Annotated in this window: 14 protein-coding genes; 9 read left to right on the top strand and 5 right to left on the bottom strand. The window is 58.8% G+C overall.

What is annotated here, in order from left to right; translation table 11 throughout:
* Positions 1–5 precede the first annotated feature (5 nt).
* The 3 genes from BLT77_RS07440 to BLT77_RS07430 all read right to left on the bottom strand — a co-directional run bounded on the left by BLT77_RS07440 (position 6) and on the right by BLT77_RS07430 (position 4165).
* Positions 6–1490 (bottom strand): Ppx/GppA phosphatase family protein, encoded by a 1485-nt coding sequence (locus BLT77_RS07440; protein WP_090364217.1) that lies wholly within the window; start codon positions 1488–1490, stop codon positions 6–8.
* Positions 1475–3574, bottom strand: coding sequence for a polyphosphate kinase 1 (ppk1, locus tag BLT77_RS07435; protein WP_090364214.1), 2100 nt, complete (start codon positions 3572–3574; stop codon positions 1475–1477). Before ppk1 ends, BLT77_RS07440 begins: the two co-directional genes overlap by 16 nt.
* An 87-nt stretch (positions 3575–3661) precedes the next feature.
* Positions 3662–4165 carry a glycine cleavage system transcriptional repressor gene (locus BLT77_RS07430; RefSeq protein WP_090364212.1) on the bottom strand — a complete coding sequence of 168 codons (504 nt, stop codon included), beginning with the start codon at positions 4163–4165 and terminating at the stop codon, positions 3662–3664.
* 110 nt (positions 4166–4275) lie between these two features.
* Between BLT77_RS07430 and BLT77_RS07425 the strand changes: the two genes are divergently transcribed.
* Genes BLT77_RS07425 through phoU form a run of 4 tightly spaced genes read left to right on the top strand, consistent with a single transcriptional unit; the run spans position 4276 to position 9725 of the window.
* Entirely contained in the window at positions 4276–6504 is a 2229-nt protein-coding gene (locus tag BLT77_RS07425) for an ABC transporter permease subunit (protein ID WP_090364209.1), read from the top strand.
* A 17-nt stretch (positions 6505–6521) separates the two neighbouring features.
* Complete coding sequence (pstA, locus tag BLT77_RS07420) at positions 6522–8171, top strand: phosphate ABC transporter permease PstA (RefSeq protein WP_090364206.1); 1650 nt, start codon at positions 6522–6524, stop codon at positions 8169–8171.
* Positions 8172–8186: 15 nt separating this feature from the next.
* A complete protein-coding gene (gene pstB / locus BLT77_RS07415) occupies positions 8187–9005 on the top strand; it encodes a phosphate ABC transporter ATP-binding protein PstB (RefSeq protein ID WP_090364418.1) in 819 nt (272 codons plus the stop codon).
* Between the two features lie 12 nt (positions 9006–9017).
* Complete coding sequence (phoU, locus tag BLT77_RS07410; protein WP_090364204.1) at positions 9018–9725, top strand: phosphate signaling complex protein PhoU; 708 nt, start codon at positions 9018–9020, stop codon at positions 9723–9725.
* Between the two features lie 145 nt (positions 9726–9870).
* Here phoU and BLT77_RS07405 read toward each other — a convergent pair whose 3' ends face one another.
* Entirely contained in the window at positions 9871–11565 is a 1695-nt protein-coding gene (locus BLT77_RS07405) for a bifunctional metallophosphatase/5'-nucleotidase (RefSeq protein ID WP_090364201.1), read from the bottom strand.
* 345 nt (positions 11566–11910) lie between these two features.
* On the opposite strand from BLT77_RS07405, the gene BLT77_RS07400 reads away from it, so the two are divergent.
* The 5 genes from BLT77_RS07400 to BLT77_RS07380 all read left to right on the top strand — a co-directional run bounded on the left by BLT77_RS07400 (position 11911) and on the right by BLT77_RS07380 (position 21141).
* A complete protein-coding gene (locus BLT77_RS07400; protein WP_245709891.1) occupies positions 11911–12891 on the top strand; it encodes a calcium/sodium antiporter in 981 nt (326 codons plus the stop codon).
* Between the two features lie 104 nt (positions 12892–12995).
* On the top strand, positions 12996–14126 hold the full coding sequence (locus BLT77_RS07395) for an efflux RND transporter periplasmic adaptor subunit (protein ID WP_090364196.1): 1131 nt from the start codon (positions 12996–12998) through the stop codon (positions 14124–14126).
* An 8-nt stretch (positions 14127–14134) separates the two neighbouring features.
* Positions 14135–17257: an efflux RND transporter permease subunit gene (locus BLT77_RS07390; RefSeq protein WP_090364193.1), complete on the top strand. Its 3123-nt coding sequence runs from the start codon at positions 14135–14137 to the stop codon at positions 17255–17257.
* A 634-nt stretch (positions 17258–17891) separates the two neighbouring features.
* A complete protein-coding gene (gene aceB / locus BLT77_RS07385; protein ID WP_245709890.1) occupies positions 17892–19514 on the top strand; it encodes a malate synthase A in 1623 nt (540 codons plus the stop codon).
* Positions 19515–19542: 28 nt separating this feature from the next.
* Positions 19543–21141 carry an isocitrate lyase gene (locus BLT77_RS07380; protein WP_090364187.1) on the top strand — a complete coding sequence of 533 codons (1599 nt, stop codon included), beginning with the start codon at positions 19543–19545 and terminating at the stop codon, positions 21139–21141.
* Positions 21142–21408: 267 nt separating this feature from the next.
* Here BLT77_RS07380 and yjeH read toward each other — a convergent pair whose 3' ends face one another.
* Positions 21409–22644 (bottom strand): L-methionine/branched-chain amino acid transporter, encoded by a 1236-nt coding sequence (gene yjeH, locus BLT77_RS07375; protein ID WP_090364184.1) that lies wholly within the window; start codon positions 22642–22644, stop codon positions 21409–21411.
* Between the last annotated feature and the right edge of the window lie 129 nt (positions 22645–22773).

The following is a 22773-nucleotide window of genomic DNA, read 5'->3' as shown; positions in this document are numbered from 1 at the left end:
ATGCTTCATTGCCATTGCAGTTTCCAGCCCAGCTCCGCCAGGTGCTGCTGCTCCTGCTCCAGATCCGCCACCAGCAGGTCGTCGTCGGATAGCTGGGCCGAAAACGTCAGCGTCAGGGTCTTGGCCTGCTGCTGTAACTGCGGCAGGACGATGTGATGACGGCGCCCCAGATGCAGCATGATCGACAGCCTCAGGGCGATCAGCAGCGGCCATAACTGGCTGTTGCTTAGCATCTGCAATTGTGGCGACGGGCAGCCGGTCAGTTTTTTACGCTGCCAGCGGACCAGGAAGGCCAGCAGACACTGCTCCTCGGTATTAAAGCCGGACAGGTTGGCGTTGCTGAGGATGTACTCGCCGTGTTTGTGGATGCCGCGGTAGTTTACCTGCAAGCCAATTTCGTGCAGGGCCGCGGCGTACTCCAGCCACCGTTCCAGCCGTTTCTTACCGACCTCAAACTGGCGGTACAGCTGCTGGGCACTGGCCTGAATGCGGGCGCTGTGGCGGGTGTCCAGCTGATAGCGTTGTTGCAGCGAGTGGATGGTTCTGGCCTGAATGTCCAGGTGCGACTGTTGATTGGCCAGTTCGCTCAGTACCCCTTCCCGCAGGGCAAACTCACTGTACTGCATCTGCTCGATCTCCAGTTGCCGAAAGCAGGCCAGCAGGATGGCCAGCCCGGATGGCAGCACCTTACGCCGCAGCTCGGCCAACTGTTCGAACGGCAACTGGTCGACATGATCGCAGTCGCCGATCTGCCGCGCCAATTGCTGCAGGGATTGGCGGTGGATCGGGGCGGAGAGATCGCCGTCATTGAGCAGCAGGGCGATGGCCTTGATGGTGCCTGAGCAGCCGATGGCGGCTTGAAAACCGGTGCGAAGATAACGCTGTTGCAACAGTTCCAGTTGCTGCTCGGCAGCCAGAATTGCCCGTTTCATCCGTTTGGACGACAGTTTTCCCTCGGGGAAGAACCGCGATTGAAAGCTGACGCAGCCCATGGACAGGCTCTCCAGTTCGATCGGAGTGTGTCCCTGGCCGATGATCAGCTCGGTGCTGCCGCCACCGATGTCGATCACCAGAGTCTGCTGCTCCACCACTTGGTTCTGGCAGACGCCGTGGAAGATCAGCCGCGCCTCTTCCCGCCCGGGAATCACCTCGATGGGGTGATCCAGAATGGCTCGGGCCTGTTCGATAAACTGGTAGCGGTTGGGGGCCTGACGCAGGGCATAGGTGGCGACGATGCGAATCTGGTCGAACTGCATTTCGCTCAGGCGCTGGCTGAACTGCTTCAGGCACTCCAGGCCGCGATCGATGGCGGCGGGACACAGGTTGCCGTCGTCGTCGCTGTCCTCTGCCAGCTGTACCCGCTGCTTCAGGCGGTGCATGGGCTGGATGTCGCCGGCGATCGCCCGGGCGATGCCCAGGTGAAAGCTGTTGGAACCGAGATCGATGGCCGCCAGGATGCGGCCGTCTGTGGTGTCTATTTTGGGGTCCATAGGCCGGGTGCCTTCAGGGTCAGTCGTTTTTCATAGTCGAATAGATAATCATAGATGGCGATCTGCGATCGGATTTTCTTTCGGTTACCCCGCTTCACGTAGTGGTTGCGCTGTTGCTTGTCCAGCACCCGCGCCTTGGTGGTGTCTTTGAACTGTAGGTCAAGGATGTCCAGAATCAGCTGTTTCAGTTCCGGTTGGTAGATGGGACAGCCCACTTCGATGCGTTTATCGATGTTGCGGGTCATCCAGTCGGCACTGGAGAGGAATACCCTGGGATTGCCCCCGTTGTTGAACACCATGATCCTTGGGTGTTCGAGGAAGCGATCCACCACCGAGATGGCGGTGATGTTGTCTGATACTCCTTTGACTCCCGGCTGCAGTGAGCACATGCCGCGAATGAGCAGCCGTATCTTGACGCCGTTGCGGGAGGCATCATACAGGCGCTTGATCAGCCCCTTATCCGCCAGGTTGTTGATCTTCAGGGTGATGCCAGAGGACTTGCCAGCCAGCTGGTTCTGAATCTCACGGTCAATCAGGCTGTACAGTTTACGGCGGGCGTCGTTGGGCGACACCAACAGGTGGTTAAACTTGAATTTCTTATAACTGTGTTCGATGAATTCAAACACGTTGTCGACCTCACTGCAGATCTCCTCGTGGCAGGTGAACAGGGCGAAATCGGTATAGATCTTGGCGGTCTTTTCATGGAAATTGCCGGTGCCGATGTGGGCGTAGTGCTTGAGCTGCCCCTGTTCCAGCCGTTTGATCAGTATCAGCTTGGAGTGGATCTTCAGGGTCGGAATACCAAAGTTGATGCGTACGCCATGATCGGTGAGGAATTTGGCCCACTCGATGTTGGCTTCTTCGTCGAAACGGGCCTGCAGCTCCACCACCACCGACACCTCTTTGCCGTTTTTTACCGCCTCGATCAGCGAGTGGACGATCTGCGAGTGCTTGGCGACCCGGTAGATGTTGATCTTGATGGAGCGTACCGCCGGATCGAAGGCGGCCTGACGCAGCATCTCGGTCACATGATTGAAGGTGTGATAGGGGTAATAGAGCAGGATGTCGCCGGCACGAATCGCCGCAAAGGTGTTGGCGTATTCGCTGAACTGGCGACTTCGCATCGGGGCGATCTTGGGGTTCTCCAGATAGGCCCGACCGGGATTGGGGAAGCCAATAAAGTCACGGAAGCAGTGATAGCGACCGCCGGGAATCATCGAGTCGATCCCGGCGATGCTGAGGTTGTCCTGTAGCATCTCCAGCATGTGCCTGGGCATCTCCCGGTCGTAGACAAAACTGACTGGCTCGGCGGTCAGTCGCTGCTTCAATCCGGAGGACATCTTCTCTAGCAGGCTCATCTCAATCTCATCGGACAGGTCGTATCCGGCGTCGCGGGTCAGTTTGATGGAGAAACACTCCACCGCATCGAAATCGAAAAAGCCGGTGAACACCTCTTCCAGGCAGTGGCGGATGATGTTGTCCAGCAGGATGAGGGTTTTGCGTTTTTTGCTGCCCTCGGCAGGCAGTTGCACAAAGCGGGGGACCTGCAGGGTCGGTACTTCGAGCAGGCAGTAGGTGATGCGTTCCCCTTTACGGATGCCAGCCACCAGATAGGTGGTACCGTCATTGAGACTGCGGGCCAGTTCAGTGTGTGGATCCACGATCAGCGGCACGATATGGCGGCGAATTCGTTCCCTAAAGTGGCGCTTGAGCCATTTGCCCTGCTCCTGACTGAGCTGTTTCTCGTTGACCAGGAAGATGTTACGTCGGGCAAGATCGTGGATCAGTTGCAGGTAGATGTCGTCAAACTTGGTCTGCAGTGCCAGCACCTTGGCGTTGATGGCCGCCAACAGAGCCCGGGCCTGCTCACCGCCGCCCTTGGATTCGTCGATGAGGATCTGGCGACGCACGTCCGCCACCCGTACCCGGAAGAATTCATCCTGATTATTGGAATAGATGCCCAGAAACCGCACCCGCTCGATGACGGGCACGCTGGGGTCAGCCGCTTCCTGCAGTACCCGTTCGTTAAACGCGAGCCAACTGAGCTCTTTGTCGGTATAGGGAAAATGGGATTGCGCAGACATCGTTTCCGTCCCTTACATTGAGTGTGCGCAGCATTCTCTGGCTGAAAAATGTCATCAAGATGAAATGTAGAACATTTTTGCCATGCTTTAGGTAATGCGTTGGTACTCCACCATCAGGTCATCACCCAGGGTAAACAGCGACTGCTCCATGCGATCCAGCTGCTCTTCATCCTGAGCGGTCAGCAGAATATTGAGGCGGAACAGCGGCACGCCGGTGTGATTGGCGGTATCCAGGTTACTTTCCAGTTGGTCGATGTTGGCCCGGTGCCCGCGAATGATTTCGGTGACGCTGGCGACGATGCCCGGGCGATCGTTGCCGATCACCTCCAGATGGAACTGCAGGCTGGGGGCGACCTTGGGGGTGACCCGTTGCAGCTCGATGCTCAGGCCACGAACTGTGCCCAGTTGTTGTTTCAGGGGCTGGAGATTGGCGGCGGGCACTTCCAGCTCGATGATGCCGGCGTAGCGATCGCCGATGCGGCGCAGGCTGGCATCCAGCCAGTTGGCCTGATTATCCTGAATGGCCTGGGCCAGGGTTTCGGTAATCCCCGGATAATCCTCGCCGATTACACTCAAAATCCACTTTTCCATACAGGCTCCTAAAACGAATTACGAAGGTCGGTGTAACACTAGTGTCATACAACAGACATATACTCCACACCAATTCAAAAACGACTGCTCCCACTTGTTAGAGGATATTGATGGAACAGACGATTGCTGACAAATACCGTGCAAGTCATCGGCGCCTGATCAAGGACCGGCTTGCGAGATACGGTGTCACCGCGGGCGGCATCATGGTGCTGATCGCCCTGTTACTGATCTTTTTCTATCTGCTCTATGTGGTAGCGCCGGTATTTAAAGGGGCCAGTCTGACCCCGGGGTTTACCACCACCTTAACGGGCACCGAATCGACGGTGCAACTGGGTACCGATGAGCAGCGTGAATACCTTTACCGTATCACGTCTTCTGGGGATGTTCAGTTTTTTTCATTAACATCCAATAACATGGATTCGACCTTGTCGATCCCCATGGCGCCGGGCATTCGTGTGACCGGCTTTTCCCGCAGCAACCCCTCTGAACGCAGTGCGGCGTTGGCACTTGATGATGGCAGTGTCTGGGTGGTTCAACCGGATTTTGCCATCAGCTACCCCAATGATGTGCGCACAGTGACGCCGCAGTTGCGCTATCCTCTCGGACCTGAAGCGCTGCAGCTGAGTGACGGCGAGGCGATTGATCAGCTGGTGTTTGCCGCCAGCGCGGAGGGCAGCACCTTTATCTGGAGTGACAGCGACTCCAATGATCTGGTGCTGACCCGAATGAGCGCCGAAGTGGACTTTCTCACCGATGAAGTGGAGTGGGCCCGTAATGACTACCCTCTGCCCAGCTCCTCCGAACCCATCAAAAAGCTGTTGTTGACCCCGGATCAGGCCCGGCTGTTTATTCTGGCGGGCAACCGGGTGACGGTGCTGAATGTCGAGGAGGGCGATTCCCCACACATCGAACAGGTACTGGAAGCGGCGGAATCCGGCGCCGTCATCAGCGATATTGAACTGCTGGCCGGCGCCAGCTCGCTGATGGTGGCCAACGACAACGGTGTGATCTCCCAATGGTTTCAGGTTGCCAGCAAAGAGGGGCGCCGCTTCGAGCGCATTCGTGAGTTTTCCTCCGGGGGCGACACCCGCAGCCTGGCCTCGGAGTTTTTTCGCAAGAGCTTTGTGGCCGGCACCGCCGACGGCCAGATGCGGTTGTTCTACACCACCAGCGAGAACATGCTGCTGAGCGAATCCTTTGGTGATACGCCGGTGACCCTGATGGCTTTTTCACCAAGGGGCAATGGTCTGGCGATTCAGTCCGGTAACCAACTCCGGTTCGCCTCACTGGACAATGCCCACCCGGAAGTGTCCTGGAGTGCCCTGTGGCAGAAGGTCTGGTATGAGGGCTATCCCGAGCCGGCCTACGTGTGGCAGTCCACCTCGGGTTCCGACGATTTTGAAGCCAAGCTGAGCCTGATGCCGCTGGCCTTCGGAACTCTGAAGGCGGCGTTGTACGCCATGCTGTTCGCCACGCCCCTGGCTCTGGCCGGCGCGGTGTACACCGCCTACTTCATGTCGGGTCGGGTACGTAGCATTGTCAAGCCCACCATCGAGATCATGGAGGCTCTGCCGACGGTGATTCTCGGCTTTTTGGCGGGCTTGTGGCTGGCGCCACTGGTGGAGGACAACCTGCCGGGCATCTTTATGCTGATGCTGTCATTGCCGTTGTCGGTGCTGCTGGCGGCCCTGTTATGGAACTGCCTGCCGCGCAACCTTCAAAGTTCCCGCTGGGGTGAGCTTCGTGAATTGATGCTGGTGCCCTTTCTGTTGCTGGTGGGCTGGGGCGCCATGTCGCTGAGCCCGGCGGTAGAGACGATCTTTATGGACGGCGATGCCCGTCGCTTTGTGACCAATGAGCTGGGCATCACCTTCGATCAGCGTAATGCCCTGGTCGTCGGCATTGCCATGGGGTTTGCGGTCATTCCGACCATCTTCTCCATTGCCGAAGACGCGGTGTTCTCGGTGCCCCGACACCTGGTGAACGGTTCGTTGGCGCTGGGTGCGACCACCTGGCAGACCCTGACCCGGGTGGTGATGCTGACGGCCAGTCCAGGCATCTTCTCTGCGGTGATGATGGGGGTTGGCCGGGCCGTGGGGGAAACCATGATCGTACTGATGGCCACCGGTAACACCCCGCTGATGGAGTGGAACCTGTTTGAGGGGATGCGCACGCTGTCCGCCAACATCGCCGTTGAGATGCCGGAATCGGCCATTGGCAGTTCCCATTATCGGGTATTGTTCCTGACGGCCTTTGTGCTCTTTATCTTCACCTTTATGTTCAACACGTTGGCCGAGTTTGTCCGTCAGCGGTTGCGTGATAAGTACAGCACCCTGTAATGGAAGGGAATAAGACAATGGGTAAGTGGTTTAAATCGGGCTCTCCCTGGATCTGGATGACGGCGGGTGCCGTCAGCCTAAGCTTGATTGCGGTGCTGGGATTGTTGTTGATGATCGCCTGGAAGGGGTTGGTGTATTTCTGGCCTTCGCCGGTGCATCAGTTCGATCTTGAGGTGAACAACGGCCAGATCGAGCGCGTCATCGGTGAGATCTACGATCGGGAGCAGGTGCCACTGGAGCGGTTGCAGCAGTCGGGCATCGACATTGAGGTGGAGGGCGAGTTCATTACCCGTTACCTGGTGAAGACCGGCAACCGAGAGTATGTGCCACTGGACTTCCGTTGGATCATCGAGCCGACCATTCAGGCGCAGACGCTGCCGGATGACATTGCGGTGTTTGAGCGCAACAAGAACGGCAACTTCTATGGCTACCCGGTGGAGCTGATCTTTGACGGCAAACGCTACGATGGAGAGGCTCTCAAGCCGCAGTTGGCACTGGCCATCGACAAGACCGCCGAACTGCATGAGCAGGCGGAAGAGCTACAGAAAGTGGACATTGGCCGCATCAACTACCAACTGGAGCGCCTGCGCCTGGATGAGCGTAAGCTGGAGCTGAACAACCAGTTGACCGCTCAGGCGCTGGCGGATCTCGATGCCAAGCGTAACGCCTTGAACCAGGAGTATCGGGTACTGGAGAAGCAGCTGTTTGATCTGCGCGATCAGGCAGCCGAGGATGCCATCGTGGTGCGGGACATGCGTGGTGAGCGGGTGACCCTGCCGATGGACAGCGTGCTGGATGTGGCCTACCCGAACCAGCTGGGCCTGATGGGCAAGGTGGGCCACTGGCTCCATGCCATCGGCAAGTTTGTCAGCGACGATCCGCGGGAAGCCAACACCGAAGGCGGGGTGTTCCCGGCCATCTTCGGTACCGTGTTCATGGTGCTGCTTATGGCGGTGATTGTGACGCCATTTGGCGTGATTGCGGCGGTGTACCTGCATGAGTACGCGGCCAAGAACGGTCTGACCCGGCTGATTCGAATCGCGGTGATCAACCTCGCCGGTGTGCCCTCTATCGTGTACGGCGTGTTTGGATTGGGGTTCTTCGTTTACATGGTGGGCGGCTCACTGGATGAGCTGTTCTATCCGGAAGCGCTGCCAAACCCGACCTTTGGTACCCCCGGGGTGATCTGGTCGGCTTTGACCCTGGCAATTCTGACTCTGCCGGTGGTGATTGTCTCTACCGAGGAGGGCTTGTCCCGAATCCCCAGCAGTGTTCGCCATGGTTCACTGGCGCTGGGGGCCACCAAGGCCGAGACCCTGTGGCGGATCATCCTTCCCATGGCCAGCCCGGCGATCATGACCGGCCTGATCCTGGCGGTGGCCCGTGCTGCCGGCGAGGTGGCACCGCTGATGTTGGTGGGGGTAGTGAAACTGGCGTCGACCCTGCCGGTGGACGGCAACTGGCCATACGTCCACCTGGATCGTAAATTTATGCATCTGGGCTTTCACATCTATGATGTGGGCTTCCAGAGCCCGAACGTGGAAGCGGCAAGACCGCTGGTGTACGCCACCTCGTTCCTGTTGGTCAGTGTCATTGTGGCGCTGAACCTGACTGCCATCGGGGTGCGAAACCACCTGCGTGAAAAATTCCGTTCCCTGGAACACTAAGCCGAGAGAATGACCATGATTGCAATTGAAGCCCTGAACAAATCCTCGGCGCCGCTGGATCTGAAACAGCTGTCGCCAGAGATGACTGCCTTCGACATCGACAACCTGAACCTGTACTACGGCGACAAGCAGGCGCTGTCGGGCATCACTATGAAGATTCCGCGCAACCAGGTTACCGCTTTCATCGGCCCGTCAGGCTGTGGTAAATCCACCCTGCTGCGTTGTTTGAACCGCATGAACGACCTGGTGGACAGCTGCCGGGTGGACGGGAAAATCCTGCTCGACAATGATGACATCTACGGTCGCCATGTGGACGTGGCCTCGCTGCGTCGCAATGTAGGCATGGTGTTCCAGCGCCCCAATCCGTTTCCCAAATCCATCTATGAGAACGTGGTGTATGGTCTGCGCCTGCAGGGAATCAACAACCGCCGCGATCTGGACGAAGCGGTGGAGCGCTCCCTGAAAGGCGCCGCCCTGTGGGACGAGGTGAAAGACCGGTTGCATGACAACGCCTTCGGCTTGTCCGGTGGTCAGCAGCAGCGTCTGGTGATCGCCCGCGCCATCGCCATTGAGCCGGAAGTGCTGTTGCTGGATGAGCCGACGTCGGCCCTGGATCCCATCTCCACCCTGACCATCGAGGAGCTGATTCACACCCTCAAAGATCAGTTCACCGTGGTGATTGTGACCCACAACATGCAGCAGGCGGCCCGAGTGTCGGATCAGACCGCGTTCATGTACATGGGCGAGTTGATCGAGTACGCCGACACCAATACTCTGTTTACCACCCCAGCGAAGAAAAAGACCGAAGATTACATCACCGGTCGTTACGGATAAGGATTGTAGGCAATGGATAACAATAACTTGGGAAAACACATCTCCGGTCAGTTCAATCTGGAGCTGGAGGATGTCCGCAGCCAAGTGATGGCCATGGGCGGGTTGCTGGAGCAGCAACTCCATGACGCGTTGCACTCCCTGCAAACCGGGGATCAGGATTTGGCCAAGAAGGTGATGGCCACGGATCGCAAGATCAACGCCATGGAAGTGGCCATCGATGAGGAGTGCACCCGCATCATTGCCAAGCGCCAGCCGGCGGCGTCGGATCTGCGTCTGGTGCTGGCCATCTCCAAAACCACTGCCGATCTGGAACGCATCGGTGATGCCTGTGTGCGGGTCGGCCGCACCGTATTGGAGACTAAGGGCGGCAGCCGTAAAGGCACGCTGGTGTCCATGGAAGCCATGGGCCGGCATGCGGCGCGGATGCTGCATGAAACCCTGGACGCCTTTGCCCGCATGGATGTGGATGCGGCGTTCCGCATTCACAAGGAAGACGTCAAGGTCGATGGTGAGTACGAAGCGGTGATTCGCCAGCTGATGACCTTCATGATGGAGGATCCCCGCTCCATTCCTGGCATTCTCGATGTGCTATGGGCGGCCCGGGCACTGGAGCGCATCGGCGACCGTTGTCAGAACATCTGTGAATACGTCATCTATTTCGTCAAAGGCAAAGACGTTCGCCATATGGACACCGACGATATGGAAGACCTGCTGCGCTAAGTCGCTGGTGGCAGCCTACAACCGGGCCTGGCCCGGTTTTTTTGTGCCTTCGGACCGGTTTTTACATCATCAGTTCGGTAGGCGTTGGGCGAGAGGGTAACACCGCCGCTCGGCGGGGAGTAACTCCCCGATCACCTCTGCGGATTTAATTTATTGGCTCTAGTTGTCCCAGATGGCGCCAGTGGTTGATTACCGCTTCGGCGATGGTGAGCTGCAGCTCCTGGGGAGGCTCAGGCAGATGTGCCAGCGGGTAGTAGCCCTCTTTGCCCGCGGCGGTATAACCGGTAGAGACGCCGATGTACTGACGCCGTGGCTCGACATCGACCCAGTGTCCCTGATGACGGCACTGCAGCCGTACGATGCGCTGGCCCATCTCGGCCTCGGCATCATAGTGGAATTTCAGTCCCCAGACGTAAGGGTAGCTGCCGGTTCCGGTGCCGACTACCCCGTTGTTGAGGGCATTGTTGATGGCCGACTCCAGGGTGGCGCTTAAGGCATCGCCGCGAACCCGGTATTTGACCACGCCGATGGCAAAAGGGGCCAGGGTGCCGGCGATCCAACCGGCACTGATTGGGCCCGGACTGATGGAGGCCCGGGTGCCGCCGGCATTGTGCAGGCCGAAATCCACCTGGTGTCCTAACTGCCTGGCCTGCCAGCGCATGGCTCTGGCCAGCATCGGTGCTACCTGGCTGCCACCCTGGTCATCGGGGATTCTAAGGTGGCGCAGTGGCTGTGGTGCCCGGGCAATGATGCGCTGTTCAAACTCCAGCAGGGCCGGTTTGTAGTGTTGCTGCAACAAGGTCTGCAGGGTCGCATCGTTGTCCACCAGGGTAACGTTGGCTTGCTGGCCCAGGTAGTTGAGGGCGCGCTCCTTTTGTGCCGGCGCCAGAGGCTGGTGGCCCTCGGGGTCTGAACTGAGCGCCTGCCCCACCAGCAGGGCGTTGCCGCCATCGACACGCCTGAGGATGCCGTCGGCATCCAGATCCAGCTGAAGTTGCCCCAGAAACAGGGCGTTGCTGCCGGCCTGAACCACGGCGGTGTTGTTGATGACCACGGCGTAGTGATCTCGTCCGCCGAGCCCCAGGTTGTGAAAATCTCCCTGCAACACGTGGGTGTGGCCGCCAATGATGGCGGCCACACCGTCCAGCTGTTCGGCCAGCTGCAGATCCCGATCGTAGCCCAGATGACTGAGAATGAGGATTTTGTTGATGCCCGCGTGCTCGATGGCGTCGATGGTGGCCCGGGCCACCTCCAGACTGGAGTGAAACAGGGTGTCGCTGTCGGCACAGGCCAGCTCATGCATGTTGTCCAGCGTCAGCCCGAACAGAGCCACTGGCTCGCCGTCCAGCTGTTTGACCAGGTAACGGCCCCGGGCCTGCTGTGGATCGTAGTCGAGCAAATTAGCCAAACCGCGCATGGGGTTGGTTTTGTCGGGGCGTTCCTGGCTGAGGTCCATATTGGCCGCCAGCACTGGAAACTGCAGCCGCTGGACAAAGGTCGACAGTAGCGGGTTGCCCAGATCGAACTCGTGATTGCCCAACACCATGGCGTCCAGATCCAGCTGGTTGTTGAGGATGGCATTCAGGCGGCCCTTGTAATGGGAGAAGTACAACGAGCCCTGAAAGCAGTCGCCGGCGTGCAGCGCCAACAGTTGCCGGCCGGTGCGCCTGGCCTGTGCCCTGGCTTGGTTCAGGGCGCTCGACAGGCGGGGGTAACCACCGCAGGGGGCGTATACCTGCCCCAGTTGTGGCAGAGTCAGGGCCAGGGTGGTCGGGTCAAACTGGGAGTGGGTATCGTTGATGTGGGCGAGGGTCAGGCGCAGGGGGCGGTGGCTGGACATGGTACTCCTAGAGGGCGCCAACAGGCGCGGGACGGCAGACCGGATAATTATACTCCGATTCCGCGCTGGAACGAGTGCCGGGGTCGGAGATTTTTATTGTCGATCGCCGCAGCCAAGGCTGGTGTTTACCGATGACGCTGGCTATAATTCGCTCCAAATTTCGGGGGAGTAGTCGCTCTGCGCTAAAGCAGGGGGCAGTGTCAACATCCTCAGCCTGTCGGCTTGGCACTGTCGGCGTAATCCACAACCTTGTGGCATTACGGATTGATGAGACTCGAACAGCTTAACTCCGGCGAGGGCAGGGGGTGAGGTGTTCGTGTGCATGGCCCTCGGAGTGTGTTAATCGTGTCTTTTCTGTTTCTTCCCCTAATGGCCGTCATCGGTGGCTTTATCGTGCTGACTTTCAGTGCCGATCGTCTGATTGCCGCTGCCGCGACCCTGGCTAAGCATATGGGGCTGTCCATTGTCTTTATCGGTATGACCATTGTCGCCTTTGGCACTTCGGCGCCGGAGCTGCTGGTGAGCGCTGTGGCCGCATTCAATGGCGCCGAAGGTCTTTCAGTGGGGAATGCCATCGGCTCCAACATCATCAATACCGGCCTGGTGCTCGGGCTCTGCGCCCTGGTGACGCCGCTGATGATCAGCCGACGCTTTCTCAAGCGGGAGTTTCCCATCCTGCTGCTGGTGATGACCTATGCCGTACTGGTGCTGATGGGCGGATCTCTGGGGTGGCCTCAGGGACTGGCGCTGCTGGGGGCGATGATCGTCTATGGCATCTACCTCGGGCGCAGCCATAACAGCGACGAGGAGCTGGAGGTGGAGTTCTTGCAGGTTGGTCAAGGGCGCGCCGTGGCGGAGACCGTGCTGATGCTGGTACTGCTGCTCTCCAGTTCCCAGGTGATGGTGTGGGGCAGTGTCGAGCTGGCCCGGGCCTTTGGGGTCAGTGAGCTGGTGATCGGCCTGACGGTGATCGCCTTCGGTACCAGCCTGCCAGAGCTGGCGGCGGCGGTGGCCGGAGTGCGCCGGGGCCTGTATGACATGACCCTGGCCACCGTGGTGGGCTCCAACATCTTCAACCTGCTCGGGGTATTGGCGTTTCCCGGGTTGATCGGCGACGGTATGACCCTGCCTGAGCAGGTGATGGCCAGGGACGTGCCGGCGATGTTTGCCCTGACCCTGATCCCAGGGTTGTTCTTCCTGCTGGCCCGTTACCGTCACGGCCGGGCGCCCTATGTGCCCATGAACCGGCTGGCGGGGGCTCTCTTGCTTATTGGCTTTGCGGGATACATGGGACTGCTTACTCTGGAAGTGCTGTCACAAGCGTAAAAAAATTGATCAATTCAGTAAGTTGAAACTTGGTCAATAGATGAGCTGTGATATGCTCATGGAAGTTGCAAGTATGCAGATTTCCAAGGGTAAGGAGCAGCTCTATGAGAGGGATAGCCTGGTTAGGTTTCGTGTCGTTGGCCCTGTTGGGAGGCTGTAACCAGGCCACCACGGCCCCTCCTCCGCCTCCCCCCAGTGTCACCACCACCACGGTGGCCTTGAAGCCGGTGACCTACAGCATGGAATACGTGGGCCGGACCCAGGCCAGCGAGGATGTGAGCATCCAGGCCCAGGTGTCAGGTCCCATGCTCAAACGCCACTTCATCGAAGGGGACCATGTGGAGCAGGGGGCGCTGCTGTTTGAAATTGATCCGGCCCCCTACCAGGCGGAGCGTGCCCAGGTGGCCGCCGAGCTGCAGAGGGCCGTCGCCGCTCGTGATGTGGCGATCCTCAACTGGCGCCGGGGCAAGAAACTGTTGCCTGACGGCATGATCTCCGCCACCGACATGGACTCTCTCACCGCCAACAAGCTGCAGACAGAAGCCCAGGTGGTGCAGGCACAGTCCGCCCTGGAGGCCGCCGAGCTCAAGCTCTCCTACACCAAGGTGAGTGCCCCCATCGCTGGCAAGATCTCCACTGCGCTGATCTCTCAGGGGGATCTGGTCAACCTGCAGCAGGACCTGGCCACTCTGGTTCAGGTGGACCCCATCCGGGTCATCTTTCGGGTCTCCGCCCGGGAGATGTCCAACGCCTACCGGGTGATGCAGGAAAACCCCAATGCGTTGCCGAGGCTGGAGGAACTGATTCTCTATCTCAGGCTGCCCAACGGCGATGAGTATGCCCACCAAGGTAAGGTGGACTACGTTTCCAACCGGGTGGATGCCGCCACCAGCACGGTGGAACTGCGAGCCACCTTCCCCAACCCCGATGAGTTTGTCCTGCCCGGTACCTATGTCACCCTGGTGGTGAAGGCGCCGGAGACCGAGATGGCGTTGCTGGTGCCCCAGGCCTCGGTGCAGCAGGATCAGCAGGGGCGCTATGTCTTCGTGGTGGGGGCCGGGAACAAGGTGGAGAAACGCCTGGTGACCCTGGGTCAGCAGTTCGGCATCGACTGGGAGGTTCGAGACGGCCTCAAGGATGGCGAAAAGGTGGTGGTGGAAGGCTTGCAGAAGATCCGCCCCGGGGTGGAGGTCAAGGCCACCGAGCGCAGTGCTACTCCCTTTAACCAGGGCTAGGGGGCAACATGATCAGTCGCTTTTTTGTCTTCAGGCCCAAGTTTGCCTTCGTTATCTCCATCATCCTGACGCTGTCGGGGCTGTTGTCGATTCCACTGTTGCCGGTGGCCGAGTTTCCCGATGTGTCACCGCCGCAGATCAACGTGACCACCAGCTTCTCGGGCGCCAGTGCCGAGGTAGTGAAAGATACCGTGGCACAGGTGATCGAAGCCGAGGTCAACGGGGTGGAGGATATGATCTACATGTCCTCCAAGTCCGCCAACGACGGCAGCTACTCCCTGACGGTGACCTTCGAGGTGGGCACCAACGCCGACGACGCCCAGGTGAACGTTCAGAACCGGGTACAGCAGGCGCTGCCCAGGCTGCCTGAGACGGTGACCAAGCAGGGGGTGAGGGTGAAGAAACAGAGCCCCAACTTCCTGATGCTGGTGAACCTGGTGGCGCCTCAAGGCAGCCTGGATTCCCTGTTTCTCACCAACTACGCCACTCTGAATGTGAAGGATGTGCTGGCCCGTCAGGGCGGGGTGTCCGAGGTGCAGATCATCGGTGGTCTGGATTACGCCATGCGGATCTGGCTGGATCCGGACCGAATGGCGGCCCTGGCGATCACCGCCAGTGATGTGCAGGCGGCTCTACAGGAGCAGAACATTCAGGTGCCGGCGGGGCGCATCGGCTCCGCCCCCATCTCCCGGGATCAGCAGTTTCAGCTGAGCCTGCAGACCCGGGGCCGGCTGGTTGAGGTGGAGGAGTTTGAGCAGGTGGTGCTGCGCTCCAATGAGGACGGCTCCAAGGTGGTGATTGGGGATATCGCCCGGGTAGAGTTGGGATCCCAGACCTACGATGCCCAGGGACAGCTCAACAATGCACCCAGTGCCATTATTGCCATCTACCAGAGTCCGGATGCCAACGCCCTGGAGGTAGCCCAGTCGGTACGCGAGCAGATGGCTCTGCTCAGCCAGAACTTTCCCCAGGATATGGAATACACCATTCTCTACGACACCACCGAGTTTGTGACTGTCTCCATCAAGGAGGTGGTGCAGACGCTGTTTATCTCCATCGCCCTGGTGATTGCGGTGGTGTACCTGTTCCTGCAGGATTTTCGCGCCACCCTGGTTCCGGGGATCGCCATTCCGGTTTCCCTGGTGGGTACCTTTGTATTCCTGCTGGTGGGGGGGATGACCATCAACACCATCTCCCTGTTTGCCCTGATCCTGGCCATCGGCATCGTGGTGGATGATGCCATCGTGGTGGTGGAGAACGTCAGCCGCATCATGGCGGAGGAGGGGCTGGATGCCAGGGCGGCCACCATCAAGGCGATGGAGGAGGTCACCGGTCCGGTGGTGGCCACCACCCTGGTGCTGTTGGCGGTGTTTGCCCCCACGGCGGTGATGCCGGGAATCACCGGGCAGATGTACGCCCAGTTCTCGGTGACCATCTGTGTAGCGGTGTTGATCTCCTCGGTGAACGCCCTGACGCTGTCCCCGGCGATCTGTGCCTCGGTGCTCAAGGCACCAGAGCCCAAGACCACCGGCCCCTTCGGCGCCTTTAACCGCAACTTCGACAAGTTGACTCTGGGGTACAGCGGCTGGGTTGGGATCCTGATCCGTCGCAGCGCTCTGGCGATGCTGGCCTTTGTGGCCGCTATCGGCACCACCGCCTGGCTGGGGGCCTCGCTGCCCACCGGCTTTGTGCCGGCGGAAGATAAGAAATCCTTCCTGGTCGATGTTCAGTTGCCCAATGGTGCCTCTCTCAACCGAACCGAGGAGGCGATGGCGCAGATGGTGGAGCAGACCCTGGCTGTGCCCGGGGTCAACAGCGTCATCCACGCCTCTGGCTTCTCGGTCCTCTCCGGCTCGGTCTCCTCCAATGGGGGGCTGTTGGTGGTGGTCTTGGAGGACTGGGATGAGCGTCAGGCGCCGGAGTTGACTGACAAGGCGATCATGCGTCAACTGCAGGGGCTCTACGCCCAGAATCCGCTGCTTCAGGCGATGGTGTTTGCCCTGCCGCCTCTGCCCGGTGTGGGTAACGTCGGCGGTTTCGAGTTTGTGTTGCAGGACACCATGGGGCGCAGCGCCGCTGAACTGGCCCAGGTGATGCGAGGGCTGATCATCGAAGCCAATGGTCGTCCTGAGATCGCTATGGCGTTTAGTAATTTCCGTGCCGATACGCCTCAGCTGTTCGTGGATGTGGACAGAAACCAGGCCAAGGCCCTGGGTATTCCGCTGACCGAGGTGTTCTCCACACTGCAGACTCAGCTGGGCGGAAACTACGTCAACGACTTCAACCGTTTTGGCAAGGTATTCCGGGTCATGCTGCAGGCGGAGGAGGAGTATCGCAACTCCGACCGGGACATTGCCCGCTTCTATGTACGTACCGGCCAGGGGGAGATGGTGCCTCTTTCTACCCTGATACGAGTGGAGCCGATCCTGGGCCCTGAGGTGGTCAACAACTACAACCTCTATGGTTCAGCGGTGATCAACGGCATCCCTGCCCCGGGTTACAGTTCCGGTGAGGCGGTGGCGGCCATGGAGCAGGTGGCGGCGGGTAACCTGCCTGCGGGCTACAGCTTCAGCTGGACCGGCCAGACCTACCAGGAGATCAAGGCGGGGAACCTGGCGCCGTTGATTTTCAGCCTGGCACTGGTGTTCACCTACCTGTTCCTGGTGGCGCAGTACGAAAGCTGGACCATCCCGCTGGCGGTGATGTTGGCGGTGCCGGTGGCGATACTGGGGGCCTTTACCTATGTGTGGCTGGCGGGAGCCGAGGTCAACCTCTATACCCAGATTGGTCTGGTGTTGCTGATCGGGCTGGCATCGAAGAACGCCATCCTGATTGTCGAGTTTGCCAAGCAGCAGCGGGAGGGGGGCAACGGTATTGTCGAGTCCGCCGTCACCGCAGCCAGGATGCGGTTCAGGGCGGTATTGATGACGGCGTTCTCCTTTATTCTGGGGGTATTGCCTCTGGTGGTGGCGACCGGCGCCGGTGCAGAGAGTCGCAACAGCCTGGGCTATGCGGTATTTGGCGGCATGCTGATGGCCGGGGTGGTCGGCACCCTGTTGGTACCGGTATTCTATTACCTGCTGCAAACCATGAGAGAAAAGGTCAAAGCCAGCGTCATTAAGGCGGGCTGAGGCTGCTGTTACTTTAGAGGACGTCCACCAAGCCGCAGATTCAGGTCTGCGGCTTTTTTGTGGTTTCCCTGGTAGCGGCGGCTGCTCTGTACTGTGGTTAAGATGTTATCTTTCGTCACACGCATTCAGATTTTTTGATGAAAGTCTCACCCCTTCAATTTGACAGCCCCTCGAGTCGATGTTGGGTCTCGGTCGCCCTTGGTTGCATATTTTCTAAATAAATCAATGCTATAACTGCAAAAATGTAGATAGTTAATTTTTTTGAATAAATTAATCATTCCGCATCGATTCATCACTAAATATCAATTATTGGCATTTTTGTCCTTCGAAAGATTTCTTTTGTAGTAAAGCAACTACAAAATTAGACCTTGGTGTAATACGACCTTAGTCTAAATTGAATCAATCAATTAAAACTGCCGTTTAAAGTGTTTGTTCTAACTGAAAGTTGTTTTTTATCAGGTGTTTATTATTGGTATGTAAAAAAACCATGAATTGGCTATTGATCTTTAAATGGGGCTGGTGCAGGTTTAATACAGGTCGCTTAGGGCAAAACTTAACCAGGAATCGTCTAAACTGGTGGCTGGGTTAGGTGGTTTTATAGTTACAAATGAAAGTTGCACTGGAGGTGCGTCATATGAGCCAGGTTACAGAGTTAGCGCAAGGGATTCAGGTTATCGGCCCTCAAAAGCCGGAATACAAAGCGATTTTGTCTGAAGAGGCTCTGGCATTTGTGGCAGAGCTGGGCAGTCGATTTGCGCCGGCGATCAATCAGCTGCTGGCGGGGCGGGAAGCGCGGCAGGCCATTGTCGATGCCGGCCAGTTGCCCGACTTTCTGCCTGAGACCAAAGACATCCGCGATGGTGACTGGAAAATTCTCGGCATTCCCGATGATCTGAAGGATCGCCGGGTCGAGATCACCGGCCCGGTGGACCGTAAGATGATCATCAATGCCCTCAATGCCCGGGTGAAGGTGTTTATGGCCGACTTCGAAGACTCTCTGGCACCGAGCTGGGAAAAGGTGATCGAAGGGCAGCAGAACCTTAAGGACGCCGTAGAGGGCACCATCGAGTTCACCAATCCAGGCAATGGCAAGCACTACCAGCTGAATGAGGACCCGGCGGTGCTGATCGCCCGCGTCCGAGGTCTGCACCTGAAGGAAAATCATATCCTGTTTGACGGCCAGCCGCTGCCGGGGGCGTTGGTGGACTTCGCCCTGTACTTCTATCACAACTACCTAACCCTGTTGAAAAAGGGCTCCGGTCCCTATTTCTACATTCCCAAGCTGCAGAGTCATCTGGAGGCGCGTTGGTGGGCTCAGGTGTTTGCCTTCACCGAGGAGCGGTTCTGTCTTCAGCCGGGCACCATCAAGGTGACCTGCCTGATTGAGACCCTGCCGGCGGTGTTCGAGATGGATGAGATCCTGTATGAACTGCGCAACAACATCGTGGCACTGAATTGCGGCCGTTGGGATTACATCTTCAGCTACATCAAAACCCTGCGTAACCATTCTGATCGAGTATTGCCGGACCGGCAACAGGTCACCATGGAGAAGCCGTTCCTGTCGGCGTACTCACGCCTGCTGATCAAGACCTGTCACAAGCGGGGCGCACTGGCCATGGGCGGCATGGCGGCCTTCATTCCAGCTAAGGATCCGGAGCTGCAGCAGAAGGTGCTGGACAAGGTGACTCAGGATAAAGAGCTGGAAGCCCGCAATGGCCACGACGGCACCTGGGTGGCTCACCCCGGTCTGGCGGACACCGCTATGGGGGTGTTCAACGAGTTTATCGGGCCGGAGATGGACAATCAGCTGCACATCAGCCGCGATGTGGATGCCCCCATCACCGCCAAAGAGTTGCTGCAGCCCTGTGAGGGGCAGGCCACCGAAGCCGGCATGCGGGCTAACATTCGCATCGCGGTGCAATACATCGAAGCCTGGATCACCGGTAATGGTTGTGTGCCCATCTACGGATTGATGGAGGACGCCGCCACTGCCGAGATCTCTCGAGCCTCCATCTGGCAGTGGATCAAGCACGGCAAGAGCCTGGACAACGGCCAGTTGATCACGCCGGCCCTGTTCCGCTCCATGCTGGAGCAGGAGTTGAAGGTGGTTCGCCAGGAGCTGGGGGAGGAGCGGTTTGATCACGGCGCCTTTGAGCAAGCCTCCACTCTGTTTGAGGAGTTGACCACCTCGGATGAGCTGGCCGACTTCCTGACGCTGCCGGGCTATCAGATTTTGACGCAAGAAACGATTTCTTAAGAAGCACTGAATTTCAAGGAGTATGAATATGTCCACCTATCAATCTGACATCGACACCGCGGCGACGCTGATCGAGTCACAGGGCAACGCATGGAACGCCATCAGCCCGGAATACGCTGCCCGCATGAAGGCCCAGAATAAATTTAAGACCGGCCTGGACATTGCCAAATACACCGCCGGCATTATGCGTGCCGATATGGAGCGCTACGACAATGACCCGACTCAGTACACCCAGTCGCTGGGCTGCTGGCACGGTTTCATCGGTCAGCAGAAGATGATCTCCATTAAGAAGCATTTTAACAGCACCGATCGTCGCTATCTGTACCTGTCCGGATGGATGGTGGCGGCCCTGCGCTCTGACTTTGGCCCTCTGCCGGATCAGTCGATGCACGAGAAGACCTCGGTGGCGGGGTTGATCGAGGAGCTGTACACCTTCCTGCGCCAGGCCGACGCCCGTGAGCTGGGTGGGTTGTTCCGCAACCTGGATGATGCCAAGGCCGCCGGCGATGCCAGCAAAGCCGCCCAGATTCAGTCTCAGATTGACAACCATCAGACTCACATTGTGCCGATTGTGGCCGACATCGATGCCGGTTTTGGTAATGCGGAAGCCACCTACCTGCTGGCCAAGCGGATGATCGAAGCCGGTGCCTGCTGTATCCAGATTGAGAATCAGGTGTCGGACGAGAAACAGTGTGGTCATCAGGATGGTAAGGTCACCGTGCCTCATGAAGACTTCCTGGCCAAGATTCGAGCCGTGCGTTACGCCTTCCTGGAGTTGGGTGTGGACGACGGCGTGATTGTGGCCCGCACCGACTCGCTGGGCGCCGGCCTGACCAAGCAGATCGCCATTACCAACGAGCCAGGGGATCTGGGTGATCAGTACAACAGCTTCCTGGACGGCGACTACGTCAACAGCGCCGATGACATTAAAAATGGCGACGTGGTGGTGAAGGCCAACGGCAAGCTGCTCAAGCCTAAGCGCCTGGCCAGCAACCTGTTCCAGTTCCGTAAAGGCACCGGTGAAGACCGGGTGGTTCTGGATTGCATCACCTCACTGCAAAACGGTGCCGACCTGCTGTGGATTGAAACCGAGAAGCCGCACGTGGGTCAGATCGCCGCCATGGTGAACCGCATCCGTGAAGTCGTTCCCAATGCCAAGCTGGTGTACAACAACAGCCCGTCGTTCAACTGGACCCTCAACTTCCGTCAGCAGGTGTTTGATGCCATGCAGGAAGCCGGTGAAGACGTGTCGGCCTATGATCGTGCCAACCTGATGAGTGCCGAGTACGACAGCAGCGAACTGGCGACCAAGGCCGATGAAAAGATTCGTACCTTCCAGGCCGATGCGGCCCGGGAAGCGGGAATTTTCCATCACCTGATCACCCTGCCGACGTACCACACCGCGGCTCTGTCTACCGACAACCTGGCCAAGGAATACTTCGGTGAGCAGGGAATGCTCGGCTACGTCAAGAACGTCCAGCGTCAGGAGATTCGTCAGGGCATCGCCTGTGTGAAACACCAGAACATGGCCGGCTCCGACATCGGTGACGATCACAAGGAGTACTTCTCCGGCGAGGCGGCATTGAAGGCCTCGGGTAAAGACAACACCATGAACCAGTTCGGCTAATGGTGTCCCCGTCGCCACTGGCGACGGGGCAGCGCGAAGGCCTGCGGTATCGCTTTCGCGGATCCATCCTGTGGCGCTGTCATGCCGTCGGCGCCGCGGGCAACGGTCAAGGCAGTCCCCGACCGTTGGCCATCTGGCTTCCTCGGGAGTCAGGCCCCCGGGCTATGGGGGCATCCTTCCAATTTAGCTACGTTGCTTGTGCTTCGGGGTGGATCTTGCGGCCACCCCTCTTTTTTTTCTATTTTTTTGCTTCCAGTCCCGGTCGACTTACGACAGGGGCCGGGGTTGGCCAGCAACGACTGTCCGTCCTCCCAGCAACCACACCGTGATAAAGATGGCGACGCCATACAGCATGCTCCAGCCCAGTGACCAGGCAAACAACAGACACCCGCCAACCCCCAGCAGCGCTTTGACGCGAAAGCGGCCGTTCAGCAGCTTCAGTGCCGCCAGCATCGAGCACAGGTAGATCATCACAAATACTCCGTTGACCCACTCCAGCAGCACCTCAAACTGCCAGCCAAAACCGTGGGACAGGGACAGGGACAGGGCGACGACGGCCAGCAGCATCGCCAGGGCGAAGGTGGGAACCCTGTGGCGGTTCAGGCGGCCAAAACCCGCCGGCAGTTGCCCGTCCTGGGCCAGTCGCCACGCCAACCGGGACATAGAGGCCAGGTAGGTGTTGACGGTAGCAAAACCGGCGGCGGTGCCCAGCAGGCCGATGACCCACTCGCCACCCTGGCCGAATCGGTCATTGAACAGGCTAACCATGGCCAGTGTGCTGTCATGGGGTCGCTCCAGCACCATCAGGGTGCAGACCAGGTAAACCGCTGCCACCAACAGGGTGGCGATCACCATGGCAGGCACAAAATCTTGCCGTGGCCGTTTAAACTCCTCGGACAGGTGGCTGACGACTTCGACCCCGAGATAGGCCCACAGAGCGATGCCAAAGGCGCTCCAGACGCCGGTGTTCACCATGGGCTGCAGGTGACTGGCCTGAGGCAGTGGCGCCCCCAGGGCGAGGGCGATGACCACAGCCAGAATTGCCAAGGTCAGTCCGAGTTGCAGCACACTGGACAGCTGAATGCCGCCCACGTTAATGAGGTACAGCAAGGCCAACATGGCCAGTTGCGCCGCCAGCAGCGCGCCACCGTCTAGGTTCACCAGAGGCTGGATAAACTCGAACGTCATCATGATCGCCGCCGGGGTGCCGACCGGCGCGGCAAACAGGAACAGCACCCCGATGGTGGTGCCCAGTCGCCGGCCAAAGGCGCGGTGCACAAAGTGGGATGGGCCGCCGGCGTTGGGGAATCGCTTGCCCAGCTCGGCAAAGATCAGCGCCACCGGCAGAATCACCAGAACCAGCAGTACCCAGGACCACAGTGCCCCGGAAGCGGCGATGTCGACGGTGACCTGGGGCAGAATGAACACGCTGGTGCCCAGCAGTGAGGTGGTGATCAGGCCGACACCCTGCCAGCGGCCGATGCTTCCTTTTAAATGCGTCATAACGGGTCTTCAGTAGGCGTGCAATATGAAGATTGTACTTGCAATCCGTCGCCTGAGCTGTCGGAATTGGCAGTCAGATTATCGGAGTTTGCCGACGAATCGTCGGCAGTAGTACCTCAGGAGCAGCAG

It is taken from the genome of Ferrimonas sediminum (assembly GCF_900100175.1).
GTDB classification, from domain to species: Bacteria; Pseudomonadota; Gammaproteobacteria; order Enterobacterales; family Shewanellaceae; genus Ferrimonas; species Ferrimonas sediminum.
This window is presented reverse-complemented; position numbering and strand designations above follow the sequence as displayed.